Here is a 25382-nt window from a genome sequence, read left to right as displayed (position 1 = left end):
CCTTTGGCGCCTGCGCGTGCATGCGCAGGAGCATCGACTCGAGTTTTTCGTTGGTCAGCCCGGTGTGCGCAGTCGCACGTGCCGCCTGTGTGTCGGCTGCCCGCACCTCTGCTCTGCCCGATGGGTCGACGGCACGGCCCAATGTGGGGGCCGAAGAACGGGTGCTGTGTGCTGTCGTCATGGCGAATCGATCCATCGGTGTTGCTGGCGCAACAGTCTGATGGGGATCCGTGCCGCCCGGTCTTGAAAAAAGCAGGGCAAAGCCGTGCGAGATCGGCCGATCTGCGGATCGGTCGCTACAGCTGCCGGTGCACCGCCGCTGCCAGGGTAAGCAACTCCTGGCGCGACAACTGGCCGCTCAGGGCATAGCCAAAGCCCTGGTCGGCCCAGTAGAAGCCAGGCACGGGGCCATCGCTGGTGAACTGGAAGGCGGTCTCTGCCGCACTGGGCGGCACCGGCGCGCCAGGCTTGGCCGCAACGGGGGCTGCCGGGGCGCCGGGCCGCGCGATGGCGCCCAGGTACAGGGTGATGCGCTCGCCCTTGGTGTTCTGGTACATGAACTGCGCGCGTGCGCCCGCATCACCGGGCAGCAGGCGGCCACCCACCAGTTCGTAGCCTTCATCGGCCAGCACGGGCAGCTTGAGCGGGCGGCCCAGCCGCTTGGAGAGCCACTGCACCAAGTGCTCCTGCTGCGCGGCAGGCACCTCTACGGGGTGGCGCACCTCGGGCTGGTACACGGCATGCGCCACGGCGGCCTGCTGGGCAAAGCGCTGCCCGGTGGCGGCCAGCACCAGGGCCTGGCTGTCGGTGCGGCCCGTGGCGGGCCACAGGCTGCGCCCGGTCCAGCCCAGGGCAAACGCCAGCAGCACTGATGCTGCCATGCCGCCCCAGCGCCACCATTGGTCCTGCCGCTCCCTGCGGGCCGACGTGCGCAGTGCGGCGGCCACCAGGGCCTCGGGCACAGGCTCGGTCAGCATGCCCTGGTGCAGGGCGCGCAGTTGCTGGCGCTGCTGCTGCCAGTGCGCCAGGGTCTCTTGCGCGCCGGCCTGGCCTTCAAGCCGGTGGCGCAGGGCGGTTTCATCCGCAGGCGACAGGCGGCCATCCGCCAGCGCATGCCATGCGGCTTCGTCGTCGGTGGGTGGGGCAGGGTGGTGGTGCTTGTCCATGGCGGGCTGGCGCTCGGGCTTCATCATTTGAGGCGGCGCAAGGTGGTTGGCTGGCCGGCGGGTGCACCGTGGTCCGGGGGATTCTCGGTGGCTGCCGGGGCCGGGGCCGGTGCGGTCGAGGCAGTAGGCGCACGCTCCATCAGCAGGCGCAGGCGGCTGCGCGCGCGCGACAGGCGCGACATCACCGTGCCCACGGGGATGCCCAGAATGCGCGCCGTGTCGCCATAGTCCATGTCCTCCAGCGTCACCAGCAGCAGCACGGCGCGCTGCTCGGGCGGCAGGCGCTGCAGGCAGCGCTCCAGGTCCAGCGCATCATCGCCCATGCCGGCGCTACCCTGCAGGCTGTCGTGCAGGTCATCCAGGTCCAGATGGGGCTGCGGCGGCTGGGTGCGCAGCTGGTTGAGGTACAGGTTGTGCATCAGCGTGAACAGCCAGGCGCGCAGGTCGCTGCCCGTGCGCCACAGCAGCCATTTGCTGCAGGCCCGCTCCAGCGTGTCCTGCACCAGGTCGTCGGCCGCCCAGGCATCGCCCGTGAGCACGCGCGCATAGCGGCGCAGTGCGGGCAGCTGTTCGACGACCTGGGTGCGGTTCATGCCGAGGGGGCGGGGTAGCGATCAGGGGCGTGCCGTGCGCCACACCTGGTTCACGCCGTCGCCCGTCTTGTCGCCGGGCTTGGCATCCTTGACCCAGTAGTACAGCGGCTTGCCCTTGTAGGCCAGTTGCATCTTGCCGTCGTCACGGGTGACCACGCTGTAGTCGCTGCCGGGTGCCTTGTCGGCCATCAGCGGCGGCCAGTTGGTGGCGCAGGGGCCGTTGCACACCGACTTGCCGCTGCCGGCAGCATCGCGGTCGAAGGTGTACAGCGTCATGCCGCCGGCACCCACGAGCACGCCGTCCATGGTTTTCACGGGGCCATCGGCGGCCATGGTGGAGCAGCCGGCAATGGCAACGAACGCGGCGATGGACAACAGGGTCTTTTTCATGGTTTCTCCAAGTGGAAGAAGGGGGTTGCAGGCACCGGCAAATGCCGCCTTGCACCTCCACAAACACCGGGGCGCAGTGGTTTATTCCACCGCGCATGAGAAAAGTTGAGCCTGCCCGCCAGGCGTCAGCGGTTGCGGCTCTTCATCGCACGCTCCACCTCGCGCTTTCCTTCGCGGTCCTTGATGGTGTCGCGCTTGTCGTGCTCGGCCTTGCCCTTGGCCAGAGCGACCTCGCACTTCACGTAGCCGTTCCTCCAGTGCAGGTTCAGCGGCACCAGCGTGTAGCCCTTTTGCTCCACCTTGATGATCAGGTGCTTGATGTCATCCTTCTTGAGCAGCAGCTTCTTGGTGCGTATGGCATCGGGGCTCACGTGGGTCGAAGCGGTCTTGAGCGGGTTGATCTGGCAGCCCAGCAAGAACAGCTCGCCGTCACGGATCAGCACGTAGCCGTCGGTCAGCTGCACCTTGCCTTCGCGCAGCGCCTTCACTTCCCAGCCGTACAGGACCATGCCTGCCTCGTGGCGTTCTTCGAAGAAATAGTTGTAGGCCGCCTTCTTGTTGTCGGCAATGCGGGCGGTTGGATCGGGTTTCTTGGCCATGAGTTATTAATTGAGGCGCAAACGAGGAGATAAAAGGCCTCCCTACAATGCTTGTGTCTCGCACCTGTCATTTTAGGGCGTGTCCTCGATCTTCTTTGGCCCATGCCACCGCATGTGGCGACGATCGTGGCCCAAGCCCTTCCCTTGCATGAAAACCGTCAACAAGTCCGTCCTCATCTGGTACAGCCCCGAAGAAATGTTCGCCCTGGTCACCGGGGTCGAAAAATACCCCGAGTTCCTGCCCTGGTGCGACAGCGCCACCGTGCTGGAGCAGTCGGACGAGGGCATGACGGCCGAGGTGGGCATTGCCTTTGGCGGCATCCACAAGGCCTTCGTCACCCGCAACACGCACGAGGCCGGCCGGCGCGTGCAGATGCGCCTGGTCAAGGGCCCGTTCTCGCAGCTCGATGGTGACTGGCACTTTCACCCCGTGGGCGACGGCAGCCAGCGCGCCTGCAAGGTCGAGCTGGGCCTGAACTACGGCTTTGACAACGCCGCCCTGGCTGCCCTGGTGGGGCCCGTGTTCGACCGCATCGCGGGCAGCATGGTCGACGCCTTCGTGAAGCGCGCGGAGCAGGTGTATGGCTGATGGCACCGGCGGCACACCGGCTGCGGCAACCCTGCAGATCACCGTGGTGGTCTCGCTGGCGCCCCGGCAGGTAAGCGAATGCACACTGCAACTGCCCCCCGGCAGCACCCTGGCCGACGCCCTGCAGGCCGCCGGGCCCACGGCTGCGCAGCGCGAGGGCATGGTGTGCGGCATCTGGGGCCGTGCCCAGCCCGAGACCACCGTGCTCAAGGACCAGGACCGGGTCGAGCTGTACCGGGGCCTCAAGGTCGACCCCAAGGTGGCACGCCGCGAGCGCTTTGCACGCCAGGGTGCACGCGCCACCGGCCTGTTTGCCCGGCAGCGGCCTGGTGGCAAATCAGGATACTAAATGAAACAAAAACGGCGCCCAAGGCGCCGTTTTTTTGCCACGAATGGGCTTTTGGCGGGCTCAGCGCTTGCAGTCGGAGGCGATCACCGCGTTGATGCGCTTGGTCTCGGCGGCGCGCTGGGCCTCGTCGAGGAACACGCGCTCACCCTGGGCCGTGGTCTGCCGCAGGGGCGTACCCGAGTCCATCAGGGCCTTGGCATCGCGTGCTTTGGTGCAGTTTTCTGCCTTGGCCTTGGCGACCTTGTCGTCCTCGGCCTTCTTCTTGGCGGCTTCGGCGGCTTCGGCTTCGGCCTTGCGCTTCTCCAACTCCTTGTCCTTTCCGCTGGCGGCACTGGCCGGTGCCGCAGGGGCTGCGGCGGCGCCAGAGGCTGCGGTAGCTGCGCCGGCCGGTGCCGGTGCGGCTGCAGCGGCAGGTGCACCGGCGGCTGGCGTGGTCACGCGCGGGCCGCCAAAGCTCGGCTGCTTGAGCATGTTCTTTTCCGGAATGTCCTGCGGTGGCGGGCGGTCACTGAAGACCTTGCGGCCGTCCTTGTCGATCCACTGCCATTGCGCGGCAGCACCCAGGGCCCAAGTGCAGGCGACGGCCAGTAAAACAATCTTGTGCAATTTCATGCAGGCAAGTTTAGCCGTGCAACAAGTCTGCCGCCAGTGCGGGCGGGAGGGGTGGGGCATGCTGCAACGCCGCACGGGCGGGTGTGGCGCCCTGCAGCGCGTTGCGCAGACGGGTACAATCCGTCTTTTGGAGCCTTCTCATGCGCCTTCTTGGAAAAGCGCTCACCTTCGACGATGTGTTGCTGGTGCCAGCGTACTCCCAGGTCCTGCCCAAGGACACGTCCCTCGCGACGAAACTCTCCCGTAACATCCAGCTGAACCTGCCTCTCGTGTCCGCCGCCATGGACACCGTGACCGAAGCGCGCCTGGCCATTGCCATTGCCCAGGAGGGCGGCATCGGCATCGTGCACAAGAACCTCACGGCGCAGGAGCAGGCCGCCCAGGTGGCCAAGGTCAAGCGCTACGAATCCGGCGTGCTGCGCGACCCCGTGGTCATCACCCCCGAGCACACCGTGCTGCAGGTGCTGCAGCTGTCCGAGCAACTGGGCATCTCCGGCTTCCCGGTGTGCGACGGTGGCAAGGTGGTGGGCATCGTCACCGGGCGCGACCTGCGCTTTGAAACGCGCTACGACGTCAAGGTCCACCAGATCATGACCCCGCGCGAAAAGCTGGTCACCGTCAACGAAAAGGACGGCACCACGCCGGCCGAAGCCAAGGCGCTGCTCAACAAGTTCAAGCTCGAGCGCATCCTGGTCGTCAACGACGACTTCGAGCTCAAGGGCGTGATCACCGTCAAGGACATCACCAAGCAGACCAGCTTCCCCAACGCCGCGCGCGACAGCGCCGGCCGCCTGCGCGTGGGCGCGGCAGTGGGTGTGGGCGAGGGCACCGAAGAGCGCGTCGAAGCGTTGGTGCGTGCCGGCGTCGACGCCATCGTGGTCGACACCGCCCACGGCCACAGCCGCGGCGTGATCGAGCGCGTGCGCTGGGTCAAGCAGAACTACCCGCAGATCGACGTGATCGGCGGCAACATCGCCACCGGCGCAGCCGCCTTGGCATTGGTCGAGGCTGGTGCCGACGCGGTCAAGGTCGGTATCGGCCCTGGCTCCATCTGCACCACCCGAATCGTGGCCGGTGTGGGCGTGCCCCAGATCATGGCCATCGACAGCGTGGCCACCGCCCTCAAGGGCACCGGCGTGCCGCTGATCGCGGACGGCGGCGTGCGCTACAGCGGCGACATCGCCAAGGCCCTCGCCGCAGGCGCCAGCACCATCATGATGGGCGGCATGTTCGCGGGCACCGAAGAGGCGCCCGGCGAAGTCATCCTGTTCCAGGGCCGCAGCTACAAGAGCTACCGCGGCATGGGCAGTATCGGCGCCATGCAGCAGGGCAGCGCCGACCGCTACTTCCAGGAGTCGACCACCGGCAACCCCAACGCCGACAAGCTCGTGCCCGAAGGCATCGAAGGCCGCGTGCCCTACAAGGGCTCCATGGTCTCCATCGTCTTCCAGATGGCCGGTGGCGTGCGCGCCGCCATGGGCTACTGCGGTTGCGCCACCATCGACGACATGAACAACAAGGCCGAGTTCGTCGAGATCACCACCGCCGGTATCCGCGAAAGCCACGTGCACGACGTGCAGATCACCAAGGAAGCGCCAAACTACCGCGCTGAATGATTGACCGTTGTGGATGCAATCTGGCCTGATTGAAAATATCTGGTCAGAATGATATAGTCTGGTCTGAATTAACCATTCAGGCCAGACTTTTTCTTTTTGGGGGTCCGTGCATCCATGCAGTCCGTCGGTATCTACGAAGCCAAGAGCAGGTTCTCCGCCCTGATCGAGCTGGTCGAGCAGGGTGAAGAGGTGCGCATCACCCGCCACGGCAAAGAGGTGGTGCGCCTGCTGCCCGTGCGCCGCCGCCCCGTCATCACCGACGAGCAGATCGCCCGCGAGCTGGGCCAGATGGACGCGCTGCACGCCAGCATCCGCCCCGCAGGCGAGGCCGCCACCACCGCCGCCCCCGACACCTTGCGCCGCAAGGGCAGGGCCGCAGCAGCATGACCGCCTTCGTCCTCGACGCCTCCGTCACCGCCGCCTGGCTGCTGCCCGACGCGGCCAGCGAGCACACGCGCCGCCTGTACACCCTGATCCGCCGCGACGAGGTCGAGCCCCAGGCCCCCAACCTCTGGCAGTGGGAGTGCAGCAACCTCATCAGCAGCGGCGTGCACAGCGGCCGCATACCGCCCGCATCGGTCGAAGGCCTGTGGGGCGTGCTCGAAGCCATACGCCACCGCGTGGAGCTGCACGAACTCGCCCCCGCCCAGCACAAGGCCGTGCTCGACGTTGCGCTCGACACCGGCCTGCCCACCTTCGACGCCGCCTACCTCTGGCTGGCCCGCTCGCTGCGCCTGCCCCTGGCCACCTTCGACCCCGCCCAGGCAGCCGCTGCCCAACGCAGCGGCGTACCGCTTCTCGACCTCTCCAGCCTCTGACCAGGCATCCCCCGTTTTTTGTCATCCCCCCGACCACCCAACGCCATGCAACACCAGAAAATCCTCATCCTCGATTTCGGCTCGCAAGTCACCCAGCTCATCGCCCGCCGCGTGCGCGAAGCCAACGTGTACTGCGAAGTGCACCCCTGCGACGTGACGGACGAGTGGGTGCGCGACTACGCCAAGGACGGCTCGCTCAAGGGCATCATCCTCTCCGGCAGCCACGCCAGCGTGTACGAAGACACCACCGACAAGGCGCCCGAAGCCGTGTTTACGCTCGGCCTGCCCGTGCTGGGCATCTGCTACGGCATGCAGACCATGGCGCACCAGCTGGGCGGCAAGGTCGAAGGCGGCCACAAGCGCGAATTCGGCTTTGCCGCCGTGCGCGCCCGTGGCCACACCGCGCTACTCAAGGACATTGCCGACTTCACCACCTCCGAAGGCCACGGCATGCTCAACGTGTGGATGAGCCACGGCGACAAGGTCACCGAGCTGCCCCCGGGCTTCAAGCTCATGGCCAGCACCGACAGCTGCCCCATCGCCGGCATGGCCGACGAAGAGCGCCGCTTCTACGCCCTGCAGTTCCACCCCGAAGTCACCCACACCGTGCAGGGCAGGGCGCTGCTCGACCGCTTCGTGCTCGGCATCTGCGGCACCCGCCCCGACTGGGTCATGCGCGACCACATCGCCGAAGCCGTCGAACTCATCCGCCAGCAGGTGGGCAATGAGGAAGTGATCCTCGGCCTGTCGGGCGGTGTCGATTCGTCCGTGGCCGCAGCCCTGATTCACCGCGCCATCGGCGACCAGCTCACCTGCGTGTTCGTCGACCACGGCCTGCTGCGCCTGAACGAAGGCGACATGGTCATGGACATGTTCGTCGGCAAGCTGCAGGCCAAGGTCATCCGCGTGGACGCGAGCGACATGTTCCTCGGCAAGCTGGCCGGCGTGAGCGAGCCCGAAGCCAAGCGCAAGATCATCGGCGGCCTGTTCGTCGACGTGTTCAAGGCCGAGGCCGCCAAGCTCAAGGCCGGCGACGGTGGGCACAAGGGCGCCACCTTCCTGGCCCAGGGCACCATCTACCCCGACGTCATCGAATCCGGCGGCGCCAAGAGCAAGAAGGCCGTCACCATCAAGAGCCACCACAACGTGGGCGGCCTGCCAGAGCAACTGGGCCTCAAGCTATTGGAGCCCCTGCGCGACCTGTTCAAGGACGAAGTGCGCGAGCTCGGCGTGGCCCTGGGCCTGCCGCCCGAAATGGTCTACCGCCACCCCTTCCCCGGCCCCGGCCTGGGCGTGCGCATTTTGGGCGAGGTGAAGAAAGAATACGCCGACCTGCTGCGCCGCGCCGACGCGATCTTCATCGAAGAGCTGCGCAACCATGTGGACGAAGCCACCGGCAAGAACTGGTACGACCTCACCAGCCAGGCCTTCACCGTCTTTCTGCCCGTCAAGAGTGTGGGCGTGATGGGCGATGGCCGCACGTACGACTATGTCGTGGCCCTGCGCGCCGTGCAGACCAGCGACTTCATGACCGCCGACTGGGCCGAGCTGCCGTACGCCCTGCTCAAGAAGGTGTCGGGGCGCATCATCAACGAGGTGCGGGGCATCAACCGCGTGACGTACGACGTGAGCAGCAAGCCGCCAGCGACGATTGAGTGGGAGTGAGTTGGGTTTCTGGTAGACCAGTTACTTGAAAGTTGCCGCCACTGCTTACTTTTCGAAAGGTAAGTCGCGGCAGCTATTGAGGCCTGTCGCTGTGCAGCGACGTTATGACGGTGCATAAGAGCGCCTCTTGTCACGAGCATGGCTCGGCGAGAGGCCGGCTCGAATAGATAAAGAATATTTAAATTGCAGTGACATGCAGGTGGGTGTCTGCTGCTGGTTCGGATTGAATATCGTCGATCAAAATCGAAATTCACCGTCATGCGTATACAGGTCCTTCACGCCAAAGCGAAGTTGTTTAAATACACCTGTTTTTATGCCGTCATTGAATACGCTCCAATAGGCCTTTCTAAAACCGTCAGGTCCATCACAGAATGTGCAATATTGTGTCAGCTCGACAAAGCCTATTCCCAAACAAGGAATGCCGATCTTCTGATGGAGTCTCATAAGTCTTGCGCTGTAATGTTGATAGTCGTATGTAATGCGCTCTCTGATGACCACGAGACTGAGAACTTCCTTATCCTCGATTTCAACTGACACAATTTTTTTATCAACGATGAATTGGAGGGGATGGGTCCTTTTCAGGTAGCCGATAGCTCCTGCTACTTGATTGCACCCATCATCCAGCTGGCTTTTTGCCTTACTTCTCTTCCGATCAAAGGAGCTGGAAAGCATCTTCTCGGTATTTGGTGAGTCTTTCGCTTGAATTATCAGAATGTAGTCATCTGCGACTACGAGAACATCGCAGATTTCCTCGCGGTCATTTTTTCGCAAGGGCGCGTGATAGATTTGTTGGGGGTTGAATATTCTCTGCAGCATGAGTAGAATATCCATTTCTTGGAATTGACCAGGCTCCAAACGCACAAGGGAGACTTCTGCAAAACCAGCTGAGCCGTGGAAGGTAAAGAGTTCCGGTCTCTCATCCCTAAATTTTCGATCTTCCTCGTATAGAGGGTTTAAAAAACTAACTGTAATTGCTTGCTCATCGTCAGCCGTTGATCGCATTCCAAACCAGGTTTCACCCAATTTCCGCGTGTCGAGGTCTATGTCATGCGCTGTCGGGTAAAGCTTGGCAGATGTGATCCTAGCACTAGCAATAGGCGGTATATCAATCATGGCCTCATATGCCAGCAATTCCCGATTGTGCTCATCTACCATTCTAACGAATATGCGAGAAATTTGCAGCGTTTGCAGAAGTGCCTGGGCGTGCGGCTCATGCGCAATTGGTGTCCAAACAGTGAGCGGGTTATCTATATCATCAAAGAATGCGGACACAAGACCAATAGTTGAAGAGCCCTGCCGTTCAAGAGGGACGACATAAATCTTGAACCCCCTATTCATTCTTGATGTGAGCAAGTACTGATGAGGCATCTTGACAAGGAGGGTGGGAAGATCATCACCAGGCACTACAAAGACCGTGAGCCCTCCCGGAAAACGAACGGCCTCGTTCCAGAGTGTGGGCTGGCTCGCACTGAGAATTTGATGTTTCACAGAAAAATAAACCCCACTCGAAAGCGGTTGCCTCTACTTGTTGAATGATGCTCGGTCAGCGACGACAGGCACGAGTTTTACTCAATATGCGTAGTCAATTGCAGTATCTCTGTAGTCGCCACTCGATATATGCCCTGAGAGGTCATGGCACTCACGCCGCCTCGCCGCACACGCAGTCCTGTTCCTTGTGGCAGGGGGTGAAATGAATCTGTATCGGTCGCTGCATCAGGTGAATCATGCATAGGCCTCGCCAGTAAGGACCATTGCCGAAACGTCTGGGTTTGAGGCTCGTAAGGCAGCCGTCGATACGCTATAACGTCTCGGCTCTGCATAAGGAATCGCAACCCCATAGTTGCCATCCACGATGTCCAACTTCATTTCGTAGCATGCCAGCGCCGCGCCCAGCGTGATCAGCTTGCTAGCTAGGGGCGTGACCACGAGTCGGCATCCGCCGATCACACTCAAGCTTCGCTGATAACGCTTCATCGCGCCCAACAGCTGCCGATACGCCTCGAAGGGATTACTCTCGTGAGCGTAAAGCACATTGGTCAAAGGTGTCTTGCTCACGTCAAACAGCGGCACCTTGTATTCGATCAGCAACCGGTCGCCTCGACGCGGATCGCGCGAGGGGTGCGGAAGCACCGGACATATCTCCGCAGAGTCTGGAATCTGTTCGTACATCACCTTTTGTAGTTGCGACACCCTGTTCTCGCCAAGTACTGGAAACCACACGAGTGGCCAATCGCGAGTGCTCTCAGTTTGCAACGCGCTTGCAAATCCAGGAATCAAGACCAGCTCGTTGCTGGGATCTTCGGATTGGATCACGCTGTCAAGGCCAGCATCTTCGCCGACGAGGATCTGTAGATTGATTTTCGACGCCGCCAATGGCACTGGCGCGTTACGGTTGGGCACTAGCCGATCCAGCAATGCGAGCATGAGCGATAAGTACGCTATTCGGGGAAGTGAGCTTACGTCGAGAACGATGTCTGTCTGATCAGAGACTGCGCGAAGCACTTCTTCGGTTCCGAGTCTGAGCGCATTGCTAGCGCTCAGATCATCCTCTCCCTCGGCCGTTGATTCAATCATGACCGTTCGTGATGCGCCAATGACGGCGAACCGTTGTTCCAGAGCTCTTGCGTTTGCTTCCGTCACTTCGACGAGTTCGTCGCTTAGCTGATAGCCGCGAAATCCCACCAGCAGCAACTCCGCCTTTTCAACGAAGCAACCTGACGAGGTAACGCTGCCGATGAAGCGGTCCATAACGGACTGCGCCCGCAAGTCAAATCCACGCCCCCCGACGTATAGGAGTCGAATGCCGCTATCAGCACGCCGACGCTGTTGGAACATCTGATCCCACATATCCTGCACTTCGGCGCCACGCCGAAACACATAGCGGTTCCATAGCGTCATCGCGACACCTCCACCGAGCGGCGTTTGGTTGGCGCGGAGGGGCCGTCCATCCAACTTATCAAGGCCTCGGCAGAAACGTCCTGCCAACCGCCGTATTGAAGAGGAAGGTCGTGGTACGCACAGAGCGACCTGTTCAGATAGAACACTGTACCCTCTTCCCTGGAGGCGCTGGCCGCGCTACCGCGTGTCGTCAACAGATTCTCCGCAACGCACTCCCAAAGCACGCGGGCAAGCAGCGCATGAGGTTCCGAGGTCTTTGTCTGCTCTGGTCGCAATCTGCTTAGTTCGTAGCGGCTGAGCCGGATGCCAGTTACACCCGGCGCATAGGAGGCTGACATCTGAAATGTCTTGTCTCGGCAGTACTGGCCGATGGCATCCAGCAATCTCTGGGCTCTGGTTCCTTCGGTGTGACTCTTCGGTATGAAATCGCGCTTGCGCTTGGCAGTTTCTTTGATACGGCGCTCCTGTTCCGATGGGGACAAGCGAAGGTCTGGCTGCCTCCGAAGAACCTGTTTGGCAACCATGCCCTCGTATAGGCTCGCAGCGACAGCCAGGAGCTCTTCGACGTTGGTGGTTGCCAAGGCACAGAGCCGATCAATGCCATAGTAGTAGGGTAATTTTAGGTCGTCATGACAAAGTATCTCGGCAGCACCGAGCACCTTACTGTCGCGTTCGTCGAGGTCCTCCGCAGGAAGCGGCACGAGTTCAAGCGTGAGTTGTCGCCGGCCTTCGGACCGGGCAACCAGGATGCGCGTGACGTACAGCTGCATCAGGCTCTCAAAACCAATCGTCTTCTGCCCTTCATCTGCGTGTGCCAACCAATCTGCATAACGAATGTTTTCCCGGTGGCGCTCCATCTCTGCAGCGAAAAGTGCGACCGCCTTTCCGAACACCTCCGAGAGATCTTCAGGAGTGAGCTGATCCTCAAGATATTGCGAGAATGCGCCTGCGGGGATTTCGCGCTGGACGTCTAACCGGCGGTCCAAAATGCTTTGGGCGAAGGTCGCGAACTGATGCTGACCACTCTTGCCGGACCACATGTCCTCGATGGGGTAGTGGCGAAGGTCTCGGCCCTCGCGAGCGCCCTGAGACAACAAGGCATCCCCCAGTGCGATGCTGCGCTCGGCCAGCCACACGGGAATCGCAGGCCGAAGCTCGACAAGCTCCTCCAACATCAACTCGCGCTGTTTCTTCCGAAGCTTCTGGAGGTCATCGATCATCAGCAATCGGCGCGGCGCCAACAGTTTTCCACCGCGCAAGAACTTGACAGATTGCAACCAAAGCACGCTTTCAAACCGGACATGTAGCGGAAGGTCGGCGGAAGCGTCGCTTGCGAGCGAATCAAGCTTGGCATACACAGCTCGTTCCCGCTCTTCCGCCCATCGAACCAACTCAACGGCCGAATCTGCCGTCGGAATGGATTTGAGATCACGCGCCAAATCGTCGTACTCTAAACGCACGTCAGTGAGTTGATCGGTCGACGCGTAAGCAACTAGCGAAGCAAGACTTCTCAGGGTTCGGAGAACCACCCGACAATCAAAAAGCGCTCTGAACAATCCCGCTTGTGCCATAGACGCGCCTGGTGGGAGATCAGCATAACCTGAAGCACAAGATAGGAGCACACCAAGTAACTGAGGCCCTTCAGTTTCATGCATGACCTGGCGTCCCAGCAAACGTTGGTACGACTCGTCTTGACCGGCTCGGGCATTCCAGAAAGCTCGCAGTGCCGCCGGCGTAAAAGCACGCAGCAGAGTGGTCTTACCACCTCCTGGCGGACTGGTAAATAGATGAACCGCGCCGTTGAAGGCGTCCTCGTGCAGTCTTTCGAAGATTTTCGGGGAAAAAAGACGAACAAACTCTTGGTCGGAGGTGCGCTCCGACATTCGCTCCAAGAAAGGATTTGCGCGATAGGCCACTCAAAACTCCTTGTGGCGGCTCACGCGAGGAAAGAGTCCATGGAATCGGTGCGCCTCTGAACCCCATAGCATGTAGACCGAATTGTTGGGCGTGTTGTGGGAGAGGACTACCGGCAACGCACACCCGGCAAAACCCATTTGCGCCGTGCTTGTACCGCCTACCTCAATGTGCTCGTCGAAAGCATCCGGGTCGTAGTACTTTGGATTTGTCAGTATGGACTGCAGTTCCGCCGGGACATTGTGCGTAAGGCCGACGCCCGGCTCGATGATCCAAAGCACTCGCACTTGAAGCGGCTTGTAATTGTTCTCCGACGTGAAGCGCTCAGCCCAGTACTCGATATGGTCGATCGCTTGGCGCGTTGCGACATATAGCAGGAGGAAGACTTCGTAGTGCGATGTATCGATGAGGTCGCCTTGATGAAGTCGCTCATAGATCTTCTTGATCTTTCCCTTGAATTTGTTGCTGCGACTATCGAAGCGAATATAGGTATTGCCACTTCCGGAGAAATCGTCCATCAACCACACCAGTGTGAACTTCGCTGATTGCTTTACGCTGCCAGAGTCAGGCTTAACTCGGAGAGCGTCAATCAGAACATTGGCTTGGGCCTTGTCTCCAGACTCATATGCCTGCCAGATGTCGTCATTCTCAGGAAGAGACGTTGGTGGTGATTTTTTCAAAGCCTTTGCCAGCGCCTGCAGCATGTCTTCCGCCTTGGCTTCGCCAAGCTCGTATGCTTGCCAGATTTGCTCGTTGCTGATTTCTCCATTGCTGGCTCGTAGGAGCTCATTGGTGCGGGCACCATCACTCAGTCCCAAGTACAAGGACTTCAGCTTCAGTTCCTTGAAGCGGTCATCTCGGCAGATCTCGCCGACCCGGTAGGTGGGGATGCCCTTTTCTTCGGCCACAAGACGAATCCGTTCTTGGACGATGATGTCTGGATACGCATGCTGCACCAGGTGTGAGAGTTCGTGGTCCGACACATAGACCAACCGCTCGAGCACAAATCCGAGCGCAGCGGCACGATCGGGCATGTCGAACTGATTGAGCCATAGAGCAAGGCTCTCGACGAATCGCCTCCCCGGACCGAACCTCTGGTAGTCGTCGTATTTGTAATCAGCGAGCAAACGAAGGACAGGAACATTGTCCAAGACGACGTCCTGGTCCTGCCATCCCATGACCTTGGCAAGCAAGTACTGTGCGTTCTCGTCCTTCATTGCGCCTCCGTTTCTTTATCAGTTGTCTAGCTTGAAGCGAAATGAACCAACGAGCGGGTCTATCTCTGCATGATCGAGATACCAAAGGGTGGCGTCCACATCTCGCTTGTGGTGCGGTGCCAGCTTCCATCCTCGATCGAGGCGTCGGGAAGGCTGGTCAACGCTCAAGGAAAAGCGGTGCTCAAGCAACGAGGCGTCGTTGCCGGGCCAGGCACCTTGATCACCCATCGTCACGATCTCGTAGGGATCAATGCCACGAGCTTGGATCATGCTGGCGACCAGGTGCGACTTATTGACATTGGCGGCCAACACGTCGACGGAGTGTTTGCTTCGCACGACAGTGGATGGGTCCAGGCCAGCCTGCCGAAGCGAATCAGCGATGACAAACCACATGTTCTCCGCGTTGGCACCCTCCTTGAACCGGACGCTGATCTGGTGTGGGTATGTCTCGCGAACACGCTCGATCGGCACACCCAGGCTTTCAAGGCGCCCCAGAATGCGCCGCACGTGACTAAGAAACTCGTTGGTGACAATCCCTTTGTCGATCTCTTCGTCAAGCAGGCCGATCCAGCCACCGTTATAGAGGCCCAGGTGTACTTTCGACCATGCTTTGCTCGGTAGTACATCTCGCAAATGTTCTTGGATCGATCCTCCCCGACCGGACGCGACACCAACAACGATGCCTGCGTCGAGTAGGCGCTTCAACCGTTCCACTATCGGCGCAGAGGGTGGCGAGTCCTTGCGCTGAGAGCTGCACAGGGTGCCGTCATAGTCGAAAACGATCGCACGGAAAGGCTGCAGCGAAAGTGCCGACTCGAAACTTGAAAGCGCTCGGCTCATTGCGCCATTCGACCCAATCGATGGCCACCGAGCACCCAGCACTTCGAACTTGGATTGCTCGCCACGTCGCCCTTTGTCCTCAGGGCCCGGGATGAACGACGGGAGGTCCACGTAGTACAGGTCTCGCCCGAATGAAGGCACGTGAGGCTTGGCTGGGTCTTTTCCCATCTCTGCGGCGATGAGCGAAACAAGCCGCATCTGGGCGACCAGACCCGCCAGCAAGTCTTGTGGGAGCCCTCCTCCAAGCGGCATGGTGCAGACCGGTACATCCGACGGCAGTAGCTGCTGCATCCGGGCCCAAAGCCGCTCCACGCCGGGCTCGACAAGCGCAAGAATGGCGCAGTCCTGGGCGCGCTCAGCAAGCCAGAGATGTCGCCCATGTGCAAAAGAGCGAATATCGGCCAGTTGGGTATACAGAAGCGCCGACTCTGAAAGCTTGGACTCCAGATCGGCGGCGACTGGCCTGAGCAGCGGCGAGAAGACGATGATAAGGCCCTTGCGAGGAACGGCCTGGCGCACAAAATCCTGCGCGCCTGTCAGCCATTCCTGAACCGAATGGCCGCCGATACGCAGCCCATCGAGTGACTCTGGAAATTGAACTGCCTCCGAGTGCAGCGCGCCGTACGCCCGAGCAATCAGGACGGCGTCGAGCAGGAGGCTGTTGGTTGCAAGATAGCCGTCTTTCTTGGCGAGCTCGAAGACATGAGGGGTAACTTCGGGAAGCTCTCTGACATGCTCCATCAGTGGACTTGATCCCCGGTTAGTCACAACGTGGAGCGTGCGAGAACTGTGGCGTCGTGCGCGCTCCAGCACTTCGATGATGTCAGGATTCTTGCCTTCGGCGGAGATCATGAACACCGGACTCGAGGCGGCCAGCGTGGGATTGCAAATGATCTCGAGCGGCGTTGACGGTCGCGAGACGCGTCCTGTGTACAGCTCGTGCAAATTGCACAGGAGAGATGCTACGGTGAATGAGCCGCCAGAGCCTACACCGATGATGCTTGATTCTGCGGCGCTGGCAATCGCAAGCTTTAACGGTTCGATGTTCGCCGACATCGCAGCAATGAATGTATTTCCCAGCTCTGCAAGCTCACCGTCGTAGTAAGTACTGGACATAGGGATTTGTTCGCTTACACCACAGCCGCTTTGCGCTGCGAACGATTCACCGGCTTATCGCTGCTCGCGCTGAATACCTTGCGCGGGGCGCGTTTTGCTTTTGGCGCTGGCTTTGCGTACTCAGCGCGCAACTCCATAAGCATGACGCCTAGCATGTTTTGCCCTTTCCCCTCTACCTCTCCCCACAACCTGTTCACGGCGTTGTTGACCGTTCCGGCCTCGACCAGCCGCGCCTCACCAGTCGAGATCAGTAAGGCCTTCAAATCAGCATGTTGCTCGAACTTGGCACGGAGCACCGCACGCATTCGATCAAACTTTATGTCGGCCCAGTTTGGCACGACATCCCACACGTAGAGGCCATGCGCGGCCATGGCAGCCAAGGATGGCGTGGGAGCGCTGAGAATCCAGTCGCGTACAGCGGGCTTGCTCGCCTTGCCTGCCTGGTAGGCGTGCTCGGAGGTCGCATAGGTGCGTCCTTCGAACTCAACCGACCGGGGAAAGAGATTACTGAATGCTCCGTAGGGCTTCTCGTTAGCGCGATAGAAGTGAATCTCGTGCTTTTGTGCCACGTTGCCGGTGTTGGGCTGGGACTCTGATGCCGCAGGTTGTGAGACGACACGCGTCTTGCTGGCCGCAGCCTTCTTGGCTGTCGGGGTTGGCTTCTTGATCAATGTTTTTCCTTGGCGTTTCGTGCAGGGGTCAGCCCGACCGCTTCACAGTGATTGAGGATTAGCACCTCAATTAGACTGGTCATGCTGCGGTGCTCCCGAATCGCCGCTGCCTCGGCTGCGGCCTTGATCCGCGGATCAAGCCTTAGCGTCATCGAGGCGGTTTTCACTTTGGGACGTTGACTGGCCATCGGAGTCGGGCGTTAGCCCAGGGGTTGCGATTCCATCAACTGTACTGCGTTTTGCAGTGCGTTGAGTCCCACTTGCCAATGCAACTCCCGTCAACGCGCCAGGGTTTGGTTCTTCTGTGTAGCAAGTAGACTTCCGATGCTCGGCGTCACCGCGCGGCAGGCGAGTCGATAGTCCGATGGTCTCTCCAAGATGATGAGATTTTAATCAGCCCTGCTTTCCGACGCGGGGCTGAACTGCACTGCAATACGTCGGGGAGAAAGTCAAGGAGTGCGGTGCTACGTGTCTGTACGACACACTGGATGGAAACGCCTCGACGGGCGAAATCGTTAACGTTGCGAAGAGGCATGTCAGCATGTCAAGTAAGCCGCAGGCGCTTTAGTGCAATCGTTGACCTCGCGCACGGCGGGCAGCAGGGGGCTGTCCGAAGCATTCATTGGGCCGTGATCTTCGAATCACAAGCTTGACCAAGGTACGCAAGCCGCTGCATGCGGATCGCCAGCGCGGATCCCACCCATCGACAGAACCCATACCTCAGTAGGGTTCCCGAGCCCGCGATGCGCTTCCACAATGGCCTGGACCGTATTGCCCTCGCTCGCGCAGGGCAACGCGCAATGCAACTGGCCATTCCCCACCTCTACGTCTCAAACCATGCCCATGACCTTTCCGCGAATCTCTTCTGCCTGCGTCGCATCCCTCCTGGCCCTGTGCGGCTGCGGCACCACCGTCACGCAGCAAGGCATCGAGCAGCGCACGTCGCAGGCCATTGGCCGCGAGGTCGGCACCTTCACCATCAGCGACCAGCAGAAGGAAGAAGGCAGCAACGGCCGCATCAACTACCGCGTTCGCACGCGCGAGGGCGCCAGCTATTCCTGCTACATGTATTCACCCTCGCAGTTCACGAAGGCGATGACGTTTGGCCAGACGCCGCAGTCGGATGCGATCTGCACGGCCATGGCAGGGCAGGGTGGGGGTGGCGCTGCTACTGCTGCTCCCGCTCCCGCGTCGTGCAACGCCTTGCTTCGCGCGGCGAACCGTTGCTGAATGAGTGAATGAACGCAGTCGGTTTCGCCGTTTCGCCCTTCACCCCAATAGACAAGGCTTCATGCATTTCACTCTGCCTCCCATGATCCAGCACGCCCCTGCACATCGTTCTTTCACAGCGCTGTGCGCCCTGTCGGCCTGCGTGCTCGCGGCATGCGGCGGGGGAGGGGACGATCCCTCCGGCGGCCTGGGTTCTGTATCCGGGGTGCTGTCCGGCCTGGAGCAGGGCAAGTCCCTCGTCTTGCAGAACAACGGCAGTGATGACCTGGCACTCAGCGCCAACGGTGCATTTGCCTTTGCGCAGCCGTTGGCGCTGGGTGCTTCGTATGCCGTGACCGTCAAAGCCCAGCCCGTCGGGCAGCAGTGCACGGTGGGGCAGGGCACGGGCACCCTGACGGCAGCGCCCACGAACGTGCGGGTCGACTGCGTGAGCGCTGGCGCCGGCTTCACGCTGGGTGGCACGGTGGGCGGCGTGCCCGGTGGCCAGACCGTGGTGCTCACCACTGCGGGCGGTGAGGACCTTGCCGTTGCCGCCGACGGTGCGTTCACCTTCGCCAGGCCGCTGCCGGCTGGTGCAAGCTATTCGGTGACTGTGAAGACGGCCCCCGCTGGCTCGGGTTGCGTGGTGCGCAATGGTTCTGGCGTGGTTGCCGCTGCCGCTGTGAACTCGGTGGCGGTGCAGTGTGCGCCGCTGGCCATGCTGCCGGACGGTGAATGGCAGCAGGACCGGTGCCAGCCCTCGGCCAGTGGCGGCGTGCGAGACCTGTGGCGCCTTTCAATTCGGGGCGAGGGTTGGTCGTCGGTTGACGTGGCCGTAGGCACTGTGAATTACCCCAATGGGCAGTGCGATGGCGAGGGTGTTGCTTCTGACCCGAGAGCCTCCAGCCGCCGCAGCTTCTGGTTCCAGCCGCAACGCTCGGAGGCCGGGGCAGGCCTGGCGGTGTTCTGGGGCAACACCCAAGCCTTCCCATACGGCCATTTGGTTGCCCCGGTTTGGACGCGTGTGGCGCTGGTGCGCAAGGCCAATCACCTGTGCCTGCTGGACGACCCGGCCACGCTGTCGACCTTCTCCACTGCCGCCAGCCTGGAGCCGGTTGTCACTGCGGCCGTCGCTGCTGGCCAGTGCTACGCCCCGCGTTAGCGTGCGGGCTGGAGAGTTGGCATGCCGGCCGTGGTCACGGCACTGCGCCTGTTTTGCCCCGCAGCCGTGGGATAGATAGACCCGTCCAGCTCTGTGCCAATGCATGACAATTTTCAAATTGTCATGCATGTAGCGCCGGGGCCACAGGGCGGGTGGAAGGTTGCGGCCTTCACGCACAATGCGGCGCATCGCTGTTGCAGTGGAGGCATATCCGATGAGCTACGTAGTCCACATCTGGGAGCATCCCGAACCGGCCAGTCTGACGGCGGCGGATCGTTTGCACGAGTACCTTTCCGATCGGCCTTCGCCCCGGTCCGCAAAATGGCAGCGTCTGCACGATGAGGTCGAATCGCGCATGGCGGCGCTGGGTACACCCATGGAGTGGATCGAATCCCCCATCGACCCCGAGCACCGGGAGCGCACCTACGGCCTGCTGTTCGACGGGCCCGATAATTTCCCGCAGGTGCTGGTGCAAAGCGCCACGGCGCTCGGTCTGAGCGTTTACGACGACCAGGCGGCGCGCCTGTACCTGCCGTTCGGCTATGTGCTGACCTTCGACGGCATTGCGCGCATGGACTGGGGCGATGGTGCCATGCCGCCGCCCCGCATCGGCCCGGCAGAGCGCGAGGCGGTGCTGGAGCGCTGCGAGGCGGCGTGGCGGCCGCGGTTCGAGGCGCTGGGCTTTGGCCTCAGCCGCGGCGAACTGGTGCGCGACGCGATTTCCCTGGTGGCCGAGCGCAAGGTGCCGGTGGGCACGCAGAGCATAGAGATCAGTTTTTCCGCCTTTCAGGACCGCCTGTCGTGCAGCGTGGTGGCGGCTGTTTTGCCGGACCTGCCCGACGCGGTGCGCGAAGCCTGTGGCGGCGTCAAGCAGATCCAGGTGCGCGGCCGCGAGTACCGTGGCATGGCTGCCTTCATGCGCGATTCAGGCAACGAGCCGCTGAGCATTGGCGGCGCCCTGCGCAATGCCGAGTATGTGGACCGGCTGATCGACGGCCTCTTCGAATACCTGGACGACGAAATCCTGCCCACGCTGGACGCCTGCACCACGGCCAACGACGTACTGCACGCTGTACTGCACCCGGACGAGAAGCCCGGCGTGCTGCGCCCGAGCCGGCTCACCTTGGCCCTGGCCTGGCTTGCCGGCGACAGCACCCTCGAACGCGCGGCCGAGGAGTACGCCAGGATCCACCCGGACTGGAGCGTGGACTGGGGCGACAAGGTGACCGAAGCGCTGCGCGCCTTGCCGCGGGGCTCGGTGGCATAGCTCACCGGGTTGACCGCTTTCACCCCGCAAAGCGCCTGCGGTACTCCACCAGGCTCACCCCCAGCCGGCGCGTAAACGCCCGCCGAAACCCGTCCACGCTGGCGTAGCCCACGGCGTCCGCCAGGCGCTTGGCGGGTAGGTCCGACTCTTCGGCCAGGCGGCGTGCGGCGTCGATGCGGGCGTTCTCGACAAACTCCGCAGGCGTGGTGCCCGCCTCGCTGCGAAAGGTGCGGGCAAAGCTGCGCTCGCTCATGCCGGCGTGCGCCGCCAGGGCGGGCACGGAGAGGTCGCCTTTCAGGTTCGCGAGGATATGGTCCTGCAGCGCGCGCACGCTGCTGCGCTCAGCCGTCTGCGCCGCCAGGTGGGCGCTGAACTGGCTTTGCCCGCCGGGGCGTTTGAGAAACATCACCAGCTCGCGTGCCACGCGCAGCGCCAGATCGCGGCCATGGTCTTCCTCCACCATGGCCAGGGCCAGGTCCATGCCTGCGGTGACCCCGGCGGAGGTGAAGAGCCTGCCGTCCTTCACGTAGATGGCGTCGGCTTCGACGCAGGCCTCGGGGTAGGCAGCGCTCAGGCGGGCGGTGGAGTTCCAGTGCGTGGCCACGCGTTTGCCGTCGAGCAAGCCGGTTGCGGCCAGCACGAAGGCGCCGGTGCACACCGAGCCATAGCGCCGCACCGTGCGCGCGCGGCGGCGCAGCCAGTTTTGCAGGTGCTCGTCGGCCACCATGTCGTCGAGGTTGGGGCTGCCCGCCACCAGCAGTGTGTCGATGGCACCGCGGTGCGTGGCCACGGTGGCATCCACCGCCATGCGCAGCCCGCTGCTGCTGCGCAGCGGGCCTTCGGTCGCGCTGAGCACCTGCACCTGGTAGGCGCGCGGCTGGCCGAGCTGGCGCGCCGCCTCAGCAAAGACGTCCGCCGGCCCGGCCACGTCGAGCAGCTGAAAGCGGGGAAAGGCGAGGATGGCGATGCGCATGGCAGTGGGGGCCCGGTGATTGGCAGAAAACGCCGTGCCTTGCCTGGGACGGCTGCGTCAGTTTGGCAGAAACTACCTATCCATGCAAATTCAGCCAAGCGAGCCTGCCATGCAAACTTCGTCGATCCACTCCTCCCCATCGGCATTTCACCCGCGCACCGAAGCCTCGGTGCGCAACCTGCCCGTCAACCTGTTCGCATCGGTCATGGGCCTCAGTGGCCTGGCGCTGGCCTGGCGGTTGGCGCACGGCAGCCTGGGCGCACCGGCCGTGATCGGTGAGGCCATTGGCGGGTTCGCGCTCCTGGTCTTCGTGCTCCTGTCGGCGGGCTACCTGGCCAAGATCGCCCGGCACCCCGACGCGGTGCGCGCCGAGTTCAACCACCCGGTGGCGGGCAACTTCTTCGGCACCATCGCCATCTCGGTGCTGCTGCTTTCTGCCGTGGTCGAGCCCTACAGTGCGCCCGCTGCGCAAGGCATCTGGACGGTGGGCGTGGTGGCCACGCTGGCACTGTGCTTCATCGCCGTCGCGCGCCTGCTCAAGGGGCAGGTGGACGCATCGCTGGCCGTGCCGGCCTGGATCGTGCCGTGCGTGGCCACGCTCGACATCCCGGTGACTGGCGGGCACATGCCCATGGCCTGGGCGGGCGAGGTCAACCTGCTGGCCGGCGCTGTCGGCACCGTGCTGGCCCTGGTGTTGCTCACGCTGATCATCGGCCGGCTGGTGCACCGCGAGCCGCTGCCTCCGGCCATGGCTCCCTCGCTGATGATCCTGGTGGCGCCGTTTGCCGTGGGCTTTCTGGCGTATGCCAACCTGGCTGGCGGCATCGACCGGTTTGCCGGCATGCTGTTCTATGTGGGGCTGTTCATGTTCGCCGTGGTGGCACCCAAGGTGTTTCGGCGCGGCGTTCCGTTCACGCCCGGCTGGTGGGCCATCAGCTTCCCCATGGCGGCGCTGGCGAATGCGGCGCTGAAGTATGCGGAATGGCGCGCGAGCGGGCCGCTGTGGGTGGTCGCCATCGTGCTGCTGGGCGCGCTGAGCCTGGCGCTGGCCGTGCTCACGGTGCGCACCGTGCGGATTGCGCTGGACGGCACGTTGTTCAGGTGAACCGCCACTCGACTGGCGAACCAGGGTAGGACAATTCTGGAATTGTCATAGATCCACGCGAATCCAGCGCACAGGTTCATGGAGGGCCCTTGTGAGGGCAGACGACTCTTGTCCTTGTGCAAAACAAAAAGACTGAACTAGAATTCACTTCATTGCTGAACTGGAGTTCATTTCTTCATGGCCTACCGCCAGACCCCCGCTGTGGAAGCCCGCCTGCAAGACAACCGCAGCCGCATCCTCCAAGCCGCGCGCACCCTGGTGAGCGAGGGTGGCTGGAAGGAGGCGCAGGTGGCCAGCGTGGCAGCGGCGGCCGGCATCGCCACGGGCACGGTGTACCGCTACTTTCCGTCCAAGGCCGAGCTGTTTGCCGAGGTGCTGTCGGCCGTGTCCCAGCGCGAGGTGGATGTGCTGACCGAGATCGCCAAGTCCGACGGCACAGCAGTGGCCCGGCTGCATTCGGCGGTGGAAACCTTTGTGCGGCGTGCCATGCGCAACCCACGCCTGGCCTATGCGCTGATTGCCGAGCCCTGCGACCGCGAGATCGACGAGGCCCGGCTGACCTACCGGGCCGCCATCAGCGAGGTGGTGCGCTCCATCATCGCTGCGGGGCAACTGGCGCAGGAGATGCGGGCTGACGTGCAGCCCGACATCGCCGCGTCCGTCATCGTGGGCGGGTTCATGGAGGGGCTGATCGGCCCGCTGTCACCGCTGAGCCGCCAGCAGCACCAGGACACGGACAGCTACCGGCATGGGGTGGCCCTGCTCGCCGGCCAGATCGCCCGCCTGGCGTGCACCAGCGTTGCGACACCCCCGGCCACGGTTCGATAACCAACCCCCTGGAGACAACACCATGAACAAGCCCCATCCGCCCGGCATCCTCGACGCATCGTTCGCAGACCGCTATGGCACCCACACGGTGCTCAACCAGGCGCAGCCCGCCAGCGGCTTCAATGCCTTCACCGGCGACACGGTGCTGCGCGCGGCCATCGATCGCGAGGCCCCGTGGGCTGCAGGCCGCTGCGAAGCCCTGGGCGCGTTGGTGGGGGACGAGCAGGTGCAGGAGCTGGCGCGCCTGGCCAACCGCCACACGCCCGAACTCAAGACGCATGACCGCTTTGGCAACCGCATCGACTGGGTGGATTTTCACCCCAGTTGGCACGAGCTGATGACCCTGGCGTGGAAGCACGAGGTGCCCAACCTGGCCTGGCGCACCCAGGAGAAAAACGGCCACTACGCCCGTGCTGTGCTGTCCTATCTCTGGAACCAGGTCGAGCAAGGGACGGCTTGCCCGACCGGTATGGCCTATGCCTCCCATGCGGGCTTTGCGGCCGAGCCGGCCCTGGCCATCTGGGCCGAAAAATCCAAAGGCACGGCCTACGAGTTCAGCCGCCGCGAGGTGGGCGACAAGCCCTCGGTGGTGGTTGGCTATGCCATGACCGAGAAGCAGGGCGGATCGGACCTGCGCGAAACGCAAACCACGGCGCACTACTCGCACTCAGGCGACTACTACGGTGCCACGGCGCGCTGGTACGAGCTGACGGGCCACAAGTGGTTTTGCTCCGTGCCGCAGTCCGACGGCTTCTTCACGCTGGCCAAGGTCGCGGGCGAGGTGAGCTGCTTCTTTTTGCCGCGCACGCTGCCCGATGGCAGCTACAACCGGCTCTTCGTGCAGCGGCTCAAGGACAAGGCGGGCAACCGGTCCAACGCCTCCAGCGAAGTGGAGTACGCGGGAACGCTGGCCATCCTGGTCGGCGAAGAGGGCCGTGGCATCCGCGAGATCCTGTCCCATGCGCACCTGACGCGGCTCGATTTCGCGATCGGATCGGCGGGCCTCATGCGCCAGTCACTGACCCTGGCGCTTCAGCACACCAGCACCCGCAGCGCCTTCGGCACGCCCATTGCCGAGCGGCCGATGATGACCAATGTGCTGGCGGACATGGCCGTGGAGGTCGAAGCGGCCACGCTGATGGCCTTGCGCGTGGCCCGGGCCACCGACAGGATGGGCGCCAGCGAGCACGAACGGCTGCTGGCCCGCGTGGCCACCCCGGCCGCCAAGTTCTTCAACTGTTCGCGGGCACCGTCCATCGCCTACGAGGCGCTGCAGTGCCATGGCGGCAATGGCTTCATCGAAGAAAACCCGATGGCGCGGCTGTACCGCGAAGCGCCGCTCAACAGCGTGTGGGAGGGCACGGCCAACATGATGTGCATGGACGTCCGCCGCGCCATGGCCAAGGACTCGCGCACCATCGACGCCCTGTTCGATGAAGTCAGGCCCTTGGCCGGGCAGGATGCGCGTTTCGACGCCCTGGTCCAGCACACCGGCCGCCTGGTGCGCGGGGCAGTGGACGACGAGTTTCTTGCCCGCCCCATGACCGAAGCGGTGGCGCGCGTGCTGCAAGGCGCAGAACTGCTGCGCCACAGCACGCAGGAGGTGGTGGACATCTTCCTGAGCACCCGCAGCCCCGGTGCCTCGGGCGCCTGGGGCGCGCACTATGGAACGCTGGCCTTCACCGTCACGCAGGCCTCCGCGCAGAAGGTAGTGCGGCGGGCTATGGTGGGCGCATGAGCACCTGGAGCACGTGAGCACCTGAGAGCCGCGGCGCGTGGCACCGG

At 62.7% G+C, this 25382-nt stretch carries 25 protein-coding genes; 12 read left to right on the top strand and 13 right to left on the bottom strand.

The window, feature by feature from the left end:
* Positions 1 to 296: 296 nt before the first annotated feature.
* From ASE31_RS20900 to smpB, 4 genes are all read right to left on the bottom strand, one after another.
* Entirely contained in the window at positions 297 to 1190 is an 894-nt protein-coding gene (locus ASE31_RS20900) for an anti-sigma factor (RefSeq protein WP_057203858.1), read from the bottom strand.
* Entirely contained in the window at positions 1190 to 1759 is a 570-nt protein-coding gene (locus tag ASE31_RS20895; protein WP_057203711.1) for an RNA polymerase sigma factor, read from the bottom strand. The genes ASE31_RS20900 and ASE31_RS20895 overlap by 1 nt, the downstream gene beginning before the upstream one ends.
* Before the next feature lie 21 nt (positions 1760 to 1780).
* On the bottom strand, positions 1781 to 2149 hold the full coding sequence (locus ASE31_RS20890) for a hypothetical protein (protein ID WP_057203710.1): 369 nt from the start codon (positions 2147 to 2149) through the stop codon (positions 1781 to 1783).
* Positions 2150 to 2274: 125 nt separating this feature from the next.
* Complete coding sequence (gene smpB / locus ASE31_RS20885) at positions 2275 to 2748, bottom strand: SsrA-binding protein SmpB (RefSeq protein ID WP_057203709.1); 474 nt, start codon at positions 2746 to 2748, stop codon at positions 2275 to 2277.
* Positions 2749 to 2896: 148 nt separating this feature from the next.
* Between smpB and ASE31_RS20880 the strand changes: the two genes are divergently transcribed.
* Both ASE31_RS20880 and ASE31_RS20875 read left to right on the top strand, forming a co-directional pair.
* Complete coding sequence (locus ASE31_RS20880; RefSeq protein ID WP_057203708.1) at positions 2897 to 3337, top strand: type II toxin-antitoxin system RatA family toxin; 441 nt, start codon at positions 2897 to 2899, stop codon at positions 3335 to 3337.
* Positions 3330 to 3686, top strand: a complete 357-nt coding sequence (locus ASE31_RS20875) for an RnfH family protein (protein WP_057203707.1) — start codon at positions 3330 to 3332, stop codon at positions 3684 to 3686. Before ASE31_RS20880 ends, ASE31_RS20875 begins: the two co-directional genes overlap by 8 nt.
* Before the next feature lie 60 nt (positions 3687 to 3746).
* On the opposite strand, the gene ASE31_RS20870 is transcribed toward ASE31_RS20875, so the two are convergent.
* Positions 3747 to 4298, bottom strand: coding sequence for a DUF4124 domain-containing protein (locus ASE31_RS20870; RefSeq protein WP_057203706.1), 552 nt, complete (start codon positions 4296 to 4298; stop codon positions 3747 to 3749).
* Between the two features lie 140 nt (positions 4299 to 4438).
* Between ASE31_RS20870 and guaB the strand changes: the two genes are divergently transcribed.
* The 4 genes from guaB to guaA all read left to right on the top strand — a co-directional run bounded on the left by guaB (position 4439) and on the right by guaA (position 8397).
* The gene (gene guaB, locus ASE31_RS20865) at positions 4439 to 5914 is read left to right on the top strand and encodes an IMP dehydrogenase (RefSeq protein ID WP_057203705.1); all 1476 of its coding nucleotides are present in this window, start codon (positions 4439 to 4441) and stop codon (positions 5912 to 5914) included.
* A 114-nt stretch (positions 5915 to 6028) separates the two neighbouring features.
* Positions 6029 to 6301 carry a type II toxin-antitoxin system Phd/YefM family antitoxin gene (locus tag ASE31_RS20860; protein WP_057203704.1) on the top strand — a complete coding sequence of 91 codons (273 nt, stop codon included), beginning with the start codon at positions 6029 to 6031 and terminating at the stop codon, positions 6299 to 6301.
* Entirely contained in the window at positions 6298 to 6732 is a 435-nt protein-coding gene (locus tag ASE31_RS20855; RefSeq protein WP_057203703.1) for a type II toxin-antitoxin system VapC family toxin, read from the top strand. The genes ASE31_RS20860 and ASE31_RS20855 overlap by 4 nt, the downstream gene beginning before the upstream one ends.
* Before the next feature lie 45 nt (positions 6733 to 6777).
* Positions 6778 to 8397 (top strand): glutamine-hydrolyzing GMP synthase, encoded by a 1620-nt coding sequence (guaA, locus tag ASE31_RS20850; RefSeq protein ID WP_057203702.1) that lies wholly within the window; start codon positions 6778 to 6780, stop codon positions 8395 to 8397.
* A 237-nt stretch (positions 8398 to 8634) separates the two neighbouring features.
* Here the strand turns inward: guaA and ASE31_RS31865 are convergent, their stop codons facing one another.
* The 7 genes from ASE31_RS31865 to ASE31_RS31185 all read right to left on the bottom strand — a co-directional run bounded on the left by ASE31_RS31865 (position 8635) and on the right by ASE31_RS31185 (position 17241).
* Complete coding sequence (locus ASE31_RS31865; protein WP_157412602.1) at positions 8635 to 9885, bottom strand: hypothetical protein; 1251 nt, start codon at positions 9883 to 9885, stop codon at positions 8635 to 8637.
* A 234-nt stretch (positions 9886 to 10119) separates the two neighbouring features.
* Positions 10120 to 11295 (bottom strand): hypothetical protein, encoded by a 1176-nt coding sequence (locus tag ASE31_RS20840; RefSeq protein WP_082604293.1) that lies wholly within the window; start codon positions 11293 to 11295, stop codon positions 10120 to 10122.
* Complete coding sequence (locus ASE31_RS31190) at positions 11292 to 13211, bottom strand: hypothetical protein (protein WP_082604292.1); 1920 nt, start codon at positions 13209 to 13211, stop codon at positions 11292 to 11294. Before ASE31_RS31190 ends, ASE31_RS20840 begins: the two co-directional genes overlap by 4 nt.
* Positions 13212 to 14426 carry a hypothetical protein gene (locus ASE31_RS20830; RefSeq protein WP_057203698.1) on the bottom strand — a complete coding sequence of 405 codons (1215 nt, stop codon included), beginning with the start codon at positions 14424 to 14426 and terminating at the stop codon, positions 13212 to 13214.
* A gap of 18 nt (positions 14427 to 14444) precedes the next feature.
* Positions 14445 to 16382, bottom strand: coding sequence for an HAD-IIB family hydrolase (locus ASE31_RS20825; protein WP_082604291.1), 1938 nt, complete (start codon positions 16380 to 16382; stop codon positions 14445 to 14447).
* 14 nt (positions 16383 to 16396) lie between these two features.
* Positions 16397 to 17053 (bottom strand): NADAR family protein, encoded by a 657-nt coding sequence (locus ASE31_RS20820; protein WP_235514710.1) that lies wholly within the window; start codon positions 17051 to 17053, stop codon positions 16397 to 16399.
* Positions 17050 to 17241 (bottom strand): hypothetical protein, encoded by a 192-nt coding sequence (locus ASE31_RS31185; RefSeq protein WP_082604290.1) that lies wholly within the window; start codon positions 17239 to 17241, stop codon positions 17050 to 17052. The genes ASE31_RS20820 and ASE31_RS31185 overlap by 4 nt, the downstream gene beginning before the upstream one ends.
* Before the next feature lie 655 nt (positions 17242 to 17896).
* Between ASE31_RS31185 and ASE31_RS20815 the strand changes: the two genes are divergently transcribed.
* The 3 genes from ASE31_RS20815 to ASE31_RS20805 all read left to right on the top strand — a co-directional run bounded on the left by ASE31_RS20815 (position 17897) and on the right by ASE31_RS20805 (position 20691).
* Positions 17897 to 18283, top strand: coding sequence for a hypothetical protein (locus ASE31_RS20815; RefSeq protein WP_057203856.1), 387 nt, complete (start codon positions 17897 to 17899; stop codon positions 18281 to 18283).
* A gap of 82 nt (positions 18284 to 18365) precedes the next feature.
* The gene (locus ASE31_RS20810) at positions 18366 to 19424 is read left to right on the top strand and encodes a hypothetical protein (RefSeq protein WP_235514709.1); all 1059 of its coding nucleotides are present in this window, start codon (positions 18366 to 18368) and stop codon (positions 19422 to 19424) included.
* 214 nt (positions 19425 to 19638) lie between these two features.
* The gene (locus tag ASE31_RS20805; RefSeq protein WP_157412601.1) at positions 19639 to 20691 is read left to right on the top strand and encodes a hypothetical protein; all 1053 of its coding nucleotides are present in this window, start codon (positions 19639 to 19641) and stop codon (positions 20689 to 20691) included.
* 19 nt (positions 20692 to 20710) lie between these two features.
* On the opposite strand, the gene ASE31_RS20800 is transcribed toward ASE31_RS20805, so the two are convergent.
* On the bottom strand, positions 20711 to 21664 hold the full coding sequence (locus ASE31_RS20800) for a GlxA family transcriptional regulator (protein ID WP_057203694.1): 954 nt from the start codon (positions 21662 to 21664) through the stop codon (positions 20711 to 20713).
* A 109-nt stretch (positions 21665 to 21773) separates the two neighbouring features.
* Here ASE31_RS20800 and ASE31_RS20795 point away from each other — a divergent pair, with 109 nt between their 5' ends.
* From ASE31_RS20795 to ASE31_RS20785, 3 genes are all read left to right on the top strand, one after another.
* Complete coding sequence (locus tag ASE31_RS20795; protein WP_057203693.1) at positions 21774 to 22769, top strand: SLAC1 anion channel family protein; 996 nt, start codon at positions 21774 to 21776, stop codon at positions 22767 to 22769.
* A 177-nt stretch (positions 22770 to 22946) separates the two neighbouring features.
* On the top strand, positions 22947 to 23597 hold the full coding sequence (locus ASE31_RS20790) for a TetR/AcrR family transcriptional regulator (RefSeq protein WP_057203692.1): 651 nt from the start codon (positions 22947 to 22949) through the stop codon (positions 23595 to 23597).
* A gap of 22 nt (positions 23598 to 23619) precedes the next feature.
* A complete protein-coding gene (locus ASE31_RS20785) occupies positions 23620 to 25335 on the top strand; it encodes an acyl-CoA dehydrogenase family protein (RefSeq protein WP_057203691.1) in 1716 nt (571 codons plus the stop codon).
* Positions 25336 to 25382 lie beyond the last annotated feature (47 nt).

The sequence above is a fragment of the Acidovorax sp. Root217 genome, from assembly GCF_001428645.1.
Taxonomy (GTDB): domain Bacteria; phylum Pseudomonadota; class Gammaproteobacteria; order Burkholderiales; family Burkholderiaceae_C; genus Acidovorax.
This window is presented reverse-complemented; position numbering and strand designations above follow the sequence as displayed.